Below are 7,023 nucleotides of genomic sequence, written 5' to 3'. Positions count from 1 at the left end.
CTTCCAGGAATAGCGGTATTCGCGCTCCTGGCCTTCGCGGGCGAACCAGTTGGCGCGCTCCCAGCCGGCGACTTCGCCGAAGACGGCGCCGCGCGCTTTGAGATGCTCGTGCAGCGGCGAACGGCGCACGCCTCGCGAGGTCGCCATCTGGCGGTAAGGGAAATGGTCGGCATAAAGCAGGCCGAGCGTTTCCGAGACCCGCTCCTTGAGGTAGCGGCGGTTCTTCTGGAACGGCTGGGCGCGGCGGATGTCGACCTCCCAGAGGTCGAAAGGCGCCTCGCCGTCGTTGATCCATTGTGCCAGCGCCATGCCAGCCCCGCCCGAGGAGACGATGCCGATCGAATTGTAGCCGGTCGCCATCCAGTAGCCGGAAAGCTCGGGCGCTTCGCCCAGGTAATAGCGGTCGTCGGGCGTGAAACTCTCGGGGCCGTTGAAGAAGGTGTGGATGCCTGCGGTGCCCAGCATCGGCATGCGGTTGACGCCCATTTCAAGGATCGGCTCGAAATGATCCATGTCCTCGGGCAGCTGATCGAAGCAGAAATCCTCGCGGATGCCGTCCATGCCCCAGGGTTTTGCGACCGGCTCGAAGGCGCCGAGCATCATCTTGCCGGCGTCCTCCTTGTAGTAGGCGCATTCATCCGGGACGCGCAGCACCGGAAGACGGGAGAGGCCCGGGATCGGCTCGGTGACGAGATAGAAATGCTCGCAGGCATGCAGCGGGATGGTGACGCCGTTCTGCCGTCCCAACTCGCGCGCCCACATGCCGGCGCAGTTGACGATGATGTCGGTCTCGATCGTGCCCTGATCCTCGCCCTGCGCCCAGGAGACCCCGGAGACGCGGCCGTTCCTGGTGTGGACCTTGGTGACCTTGACGTTCTCGATGATGGTCGCGCCGCGCTGGCGCGCGCCCTTGGCAAGCGCCATGGCGATGTTGGCCGGGTCGCACTGGCCGTCGAGCGGCAGATGCACCGCGCCGACCACGTCCGAGACATTGAGATGCGGATACATCTCCTTGACCTCGCGCGGCGAAATCTCGCGCACGTCGACATCGAAGGCGCGGGCAAGCGAGGCCTGCCGAAAGATCTCGTGCTTGCGCTCCTCGGTCAGCGCGACGGTGATCGAGCCGACCTGGCGCATGCCGGTGCCGACATCGGTCTCGGCCTCGAGCTTGACGTAGAGGTCGGCCGAGTATTTCGCCAGCCGCGTCATGTTCTGCGAGGCGCGCAGCTGGCCGATCAGGCCGGCCGCATGCCAAGTGGTGCCCGAGGTGAGCTGCTTGCGCTCCAGGAGCACGATGTCGGTCCAGCCGAGCTTCGCCAGGTGATAGGCGACCGAGCAGCCGGAGACGCCGCCGCCGATGATGACGGCGCGGGCTTTTGTCGGAACAGTCTTGGTCATGCGGCCTCGCGGCGGTAGTTGGAAGCGAAGCGGCGCAGGCGAAGCGCTGCTTCCTTGAGGATGGGCTCGGGCTGGCAGAGGCTGATGCGGATGTGCCCGGCGGCGGCCTCGCCGAAGCTCGATCCGGGCATGACGCCGACCTTCTCCTTGTCGAGCAGGCCCCAGGCGAATTTCTCGTCGTCGGGCTCGATGGCGGAGATATCGAGCATGACATACACGCCGCCTTCCGAGCCGTGCACGGTGACGTCGTTCATGCCGCGTATGGCATCCAGCATCAGGGCGCGGCGCGCGGCGTAGCGTTCGGCGATCTCTTTCACGCCATAGTGGTTCTCGAGCGCTTCGGCGCAGGCGATCGAGATGAAGGCCGGCAGGCCGTAGGTTGTCACGAGGTTGAGGTCGGTCAGCAGCCGGATCATCTCCGTCGGGCCGGTCAGCCAGCCCATGCGCCATCCCGTCATGCCGTGGCTTTTCGACATCGAGTTGATGACCAGCGTGCGCTCGGCCATGCCGGGCAGCGAGCGCGGCGAGATATGCTTGCCGCCACCGAGCGTCCAGTAGACCTCGTCGGACAGCAGCCAGAGATCGTGCTCCTTGCAGATCGCGGCCAGTTCTTCCAGCCGCTCGCGCGAATAGACAGCACCGGTCGGGTTGTTCGGCGTATTGATCAGAATGGCGCGGGTGTTGGGCTTCAGCGCGGCACGGATCATGTCCGCGCGGGGCTGGAACCCGTCCTCCGCCGGCGTCTCGACCACGGTGAAGGTCGCACCGGCGGCGCTGAAGGTGTTGGGGTAGGTGGCGTAGTAGGGCGCCACGACGATGGCGTGGTCGCCAGGATCGAGCACGGTCTGCACCGCGGCGTAGAGCGCAGCCTGGCCGCCTTGCGTGGCGATGATTTCGTCCGGTTCCGTCTCGCTGCCGGTGCAGGCGGTGGATGCCGCCGCCATCGCCTTGCGCAGGCGCGGCAGGCCGGGCAGCGGCGTATAATGATGGTTGCTGCCGCGCACGGCTTTGACGCAGGCTTCGATCGTTTCCGAGGGCGTGTCGAAGTCGTGGTCGCCGACCGACAGCATGATGATGTCCTCGCCGGCCTGCTGGCGCGCCCAGGCGGCCGAATGGACCTCCCAACCGTCCTTGCCCGAAGGAACGATAGCGGCAATGCGCTTCGATGGTGTTGGCATCAGGCTCTCAGCCTCTCGTTCTTCGGATCCCACAGAGGCTCGTCCTTCTGGACGACAGCTTTGAAGCGATCGCCAAAAATCTCGACCTCGACCGCAGTGCCCGGCTCGGTCAGATCGGTGCGCAGCATGCCGAGCGCGATCGACTTGCCGACGCGGTGGCCCCAGCCGCCCGAGGTCGTCTCGCCGACGATCCTGCCGTCATGCCAGAGCGTCGACATATAGGGCGCGTCGCAGTCGCCGGGGTTCTCGACGACCAGCGTGACGAAGCGCTTCTTCACGCCTTGCTGTTTCTCATTGAGCAAGGCCGCCTTGCCGCGGAAATCGGGCTTGTCCCATTTGACGAAGCGCTCCAGCCCGCCCTGCAGGATCGAATAGTCGGTCGAAAGATCGCCCTTCCAGGCGCGGTAGCCTTTTTCGAGCCGCAGCGAATCCAGCGCATACATGCCGAACGGCTTCAGGCCATGTTTTTGGCCGGCGGCCCAGACGGCATCGAAGACAGCGAGCGTATCGGCGACCTTGCTGTGGATCTCCCAGCCGAGCTCGCCGGCGAAGGAGACGCGCACCAGCTTCGCCCAGCGCCCGGCAATCGTCGTTTCCTGATGCGTGAGCCAGGGCTGCGAGAGATCGGCGTCGCAAAGCTCCGCCAGGATTTTGCGCGAATTCGGGCCGGCGAGGATCTGGGTCGAGTATTCCTCGGTACGGTCGGTCAGGGTGAAAGCCGCATCGGCAGGCATGCGCGACTTCAGCCATTCGAAGTCGTGCCATTGCGCCACCGCGGCAGTGATCAGCGTCATCAGGTCTTCGCGGTGACGCACCACCGACATTTCGGTGACGATGCGGCCCTTGTCGTCCGCGAAATAGACGAGCCCGATGCGGCCGGGTTTTGGCACCAGGCCGGTGACCTGCAGCGCCAGCCAGTCGGCTGCGCCCGAACCTTCGAGGTTGAAGCGCGAGAAGCCGGGCAGATCGAGGATGCCTGCAGCGTCGCGCACGGCGAGGCATTCCTCGCGCACGGCGCGCTGCCACGGCCCGTCACGGCGGAAGGTCAGCGTCGCTTCCTCGGAGGTGTCGTCGCCGGGCCTCGCATACCAGGTGGCGCGTTCCCAGCCATTATAGGCGTCGAACTGGCCGCCCAGCGCCTTGACGCGCTCATGCAGCGGCGAAAGCTTGCGGTTGCGCCCCTCCGGCCAGGCATGGCGCGGGAACTGGATGGCGTATTCGTTGCCGTAGATCTCCATCCCCTTGGCGACGCAATAATCGGGTGCCGAGGCGAAGCTGGTGAAGCGGCGCGGGTCGCAAGACCACATGTCCCATTCGGTCTGGCCCTCCGTGACCCATTCGGCCAGCACCTTGCCGGCGCCGCCGCCTTGCGCGATGCCGAAGGTGAAGACGCAGGCCTCGAAGGCGTTGGGCACGCCGGGCATCGGCCCGATCAGCGGGTTGCCGTCGGGCGCATAAGGGATCGGCCCGTTGATCACCTTGGAGAGGCCGGCCGTGCCGAGGATCGGCACGCGGGCGACGGCGTCGGCGAGATAGTGCTCGAGACGGTCGAGATCGTCGGGGAAGAGCTGGAAGGAGAAATCCTCCGGCATCGGATCGTTGTGGGTCGCCCAATGCGCGCGGCAATTGCGCTCATAGGGGCCGAGATTCATGCCGCTCTTTTCCTGGCGCAGGTAGTAGGAGGTATCGACGTCGCGCAGCAGCGGCAGCTTATGGCCCTGCTCCTTCGTCCAGGCGGCGAGCTCAGGGATCTCCTCAAACAATATGTACTGATGGCTCATCACCATCATCGGCACGTCGCGGCCGAACATCTTTCCAACCTCGGCGGCGCGGTAGCCGGCGGCGTTGATGACGATCTCGCAGCGGATTTCGCCTTGCGGTGTTTCGACCACCCATTCGCCGTTCTCGCGGCGCACGCCGCTGACCGGGCAGAAACGGATGATTTTCGCGCCCATGTCGCGCGCGCCCTTGGCCAGCGCCTGAGTCAGCTGCGCCGGGTCGATGTCGCCGTCGCTCGGATCATAGAGCGCGCCCTTCAGCTCATGCGTCTCGATGAAGGGGTAGCGTCGCTTGATCTCGTCGAGGCCGACCACGTCGATGTCCATGCCCTGGTAGCGGCCCATGCCCTTGGCGCGCTGGAATTCCTGCATGCGTTCGCTGGTGTGGGCGAGTCGGAGCGAGCCGGTGACATGGTAGTTCATCGGATAGTCGACGGCCCCGGCCAGGCCCCGGTAGAGCTCGGTGGAATAGCGCTGCATGTTCATCAGCGACCAGGACGAGGAGAAGGTCGGCACGTTGCCGGCGGCATGCCAGGTTGAGCCAGAGGTCAGCTCGTTCTTTTCCAGAAGCACGCAGTCTGTCCAGCCCGCCTTGCACAGATGATAAAGCGACGAGCAGCCGACGACACCGCCTCCGATGATCACCACGCGTGCCGTGGTCGGCAAACCGGCCATGTTTTTCTCCTCAAGTTCAAAGCGCGACATGTCGCGCTTTGCTTCCTTTGATGCATGCCGTTGCCCCAAAACCGCTGGACACTTTTGGGCGGCATGCAATGTTCAATATACCGGTGGTGAAACCACCCAGATCACCACGGCCGGCTCGGTGCCCGGATTGCGCCAGCGATATGGCTTGCCCTCGAAGCGAAACGAGTCGCCTTCGCCAAGCCGATGCCAGACGCCCGCGATCTCGATGTCGAACAGTCCAGAGACGATGTATCCGGCCTCCTCGGTCGGCCGAAGTGCTGCGGCCTTCATCTCGGCGCCGGGCGCGAACACCGAGCGCACTACCTCGAAACTACCGCCGAGATCGGGCGACAGAAGCTCCTCCACCAGACCCGTTTCGCTTGTGCCAAGCACGCGGCGGCGACCGGCGCGCACGATCACCCCACGTTCTTCCTCAGCGGGCACGTCATGACTGAAGAACAGGCTGATCGGCACATCGAAGAGATCGGCGAAGGCCCGCAAGTCGCCGACCGAAGGCACCGAGAGGCCGCGCTCGACCTGGCTGACCCAACCCACCGAACGGCCCAACTTGAGCGCAATTTCACTGAGCGTGAGGCCGCGCGCTTTGCGGAGCGCGCGGATGTCGCCGGCCAGCAGCCGGTCGCCATTGTCCTGCTCAGATCTGGCTGTGGTCGAGCTCAAAAGCTTCTCGTGAAAAAATCTGGATAAATTTCATGAGAGAATAAAATCATGAAAAAATCAAGGAGATTTTCATAGGCCACAAGATTTGCTTGCGCGTTTTCGGCGGTTGATGCAAAGCCTCGCACACGAGCGGCGAGTGGGGCGCCCGGTCGGAGACCACTCTTAGTTCATAGTCTGCGGATGGTCGTCAAGGGAACCGGGTTGCGGGTTTCTGGCCATGCCGAAAGGGACGACCCATGCTTGAGAAGAACATCCGGATCGCGTCGGATGCGGAGATCGTCGATGAGGCGATCACGTCGCGCCGGTCGGTGCGCGCTTTCCTGTCCGATATGGTCGATGACAATACGATCCGCGCGATCCTCGCGGTCGCCGCGCGCGCGCCGTCCGGCACCAACATGCAGCCCTGGCGCGTCTATGTGACCAGGGGCGAGGTCAAGCAGCGCATCAGCGACGCGATCCTCAACTCCGGCATCCGCGCCGAAAAGGCCGAGCGGGACGAGTATCGCTATTATCCCGACCAGTTCTTCGAGCCCTATCTGACCCGTCGGCGCGCCAATGGCTTTGGGCTTTACGGCGCGCTGGGCATCGGCCGGCGCGAGGTCGACAAGATGCGGGCGCAGCACGACCGCAACTTCATCTTCTTCGATGCGCCTGTCGGCATGATCTTCACGATCGACCGGAGACTGAACCAGGGCTCGTGGATCGACTACGGCATGTTCCTGCAGAACATCATGGTCGCTGCACGGGGCAGGGGGCTGCATACCTGCCCGCAGGCGGCCTTCGCTCCTTACCATCGGCAGATCAGGCCGGTGCTCAACATTCCCGACGAGGAAATCGTCGTCTGCGGCATGGCGCTCGGCTATGAGGACACGTCCAAGCCCGAAAACGAGTTCCGCACCGACCGCGCTCCACTCGAGGACTGGGTTACCTTTGCGGAATAATGCCGGCGCAGGCCGCAGCTTGACCTGTCAGTCGGTGCTCATATGCGCGCCGTGGCCGCTGACATGGGCGCCGTCACGCGGCGTCAGCCGCAGGTAAGCCGACAGCGCGCAAAGCGTGATCAGCCCTTCGATGACGAACAGGATGCGATAGTCGTCGACGCTGGCCTTGCCGCCGCCGGCAAGCAGCGACAGCAGCGCGGCCGCAAGGCCGACGCTGATCGCCACCGCAAGCTGCCACAGGATGTAATAGAGCGCGCTGAAGCGGGCGAGCTGCTCCGGCGCGATGTCCGAATAGGAAAGATTGCCGGTCGAGGCCCATTGCACCGAGCGGAAGACGCCGAAAACAAAAATGTAGGCTAGCAC

5 protein-coding genes and 1 pseudogene are annotated in these 7,023 nt (G+C 64.4%); 1 reads left to right on the top strand and 5 read right to left on the bottom strand.

Annotation, left to right across the window (positions count from 1 at the left end; genetic code table 11):
- From EOA24_RS22305 to EOA24_RS22290, 4 genes are all read right to left on the bottom strand, one after another.
- Positions 1-1,398, bottom strand: a 1,398-nt coding sequence (locus EOA24_RS22305; RefSeq protein ID WP_127410066.1) for an FAD-dependent oxidoreductase, incomplete at its 3' end; no start/stop codon positions are given.
- Entirely contained in the window at positions 1,395-2,576 is a 1,182-nt protein-coding gene (locus EOA24_RS22300; RefSeq protein ID WP_126082148.1) for a pyridoxal phosphate-dependent aminotransferase, read from the bottom strand. The genes EOA24_RS22300 and EOA24_RS22305, both read right to left, overlap by 4 nt.
- On the bottom strand, positions 2,576-5,029 hold the full coding sequence (locus EOA24_RS22295) for an FAD-dependent oxidoreductase (protein WP_126082149.1): 2,454 nt from the start codon (positions 5,027-5,029) through the stop codon (positions 2,576-2,578). Before EOA24_RS22295 ends, EOA24_RS22300 begins: the two co-directional genes overlap by 1 nt.
- A gap of 102 nt (positions 5,030-5,131) precedes the next feature.
- Complete coding sequence (locus tag EOA24_RS22290; RefSeq protein WP_245463331.1) at positions 5,132-5,719, bottom strand: XRE family transcriptional regulator; 588 nt, start codon at positions 5,717-5,719, stop codon at positions 5,132-5,134.
- 236 nt (positions 5,720-5,955) lie between these two features.
- Between EOA24_RS22290 and EOA24_RS22285 the strand changes: the two genes are divergently transcribed.
- Positions 5,956-6,660: a nitroreductase gene (locus EOA24_RS22285; RefSeq protein WP_127410065.1), complete on the top strand. Its 705-nt coding sequence runs from the start codon at positions 5,956-5,958 to the stop codon at positions 6,658-6,660.
- Positions 6,661-6,687: 27 nt separating this feature from the next.
- On the opposite strand, the pseudogene EOA24_RS22280 reads toward EOA24_RS22285, so the two are convergent.
- Positions 6,688-7,023: pseudogene (locus EOA24_RS22280) on the bottom strand (MFS transporter); the annotation flags it as partial.

It is taken from the genome of Mesorhizobium sp. M2A.F.Ca.ET.039.01.1.1 (assembly GCF_003998035.1).
Classification (GTDB): Bacteria; Pseudomonadota; Alphaproteobacteria; order Rhizobiales; family Rhizobiaceae; genus Mesorhizobium.
The sequence above is the reverse complement of the archived record's forward strand: the minus strand, read 5'-3'. Positions and strand labels throughout refer to the sequence as shown.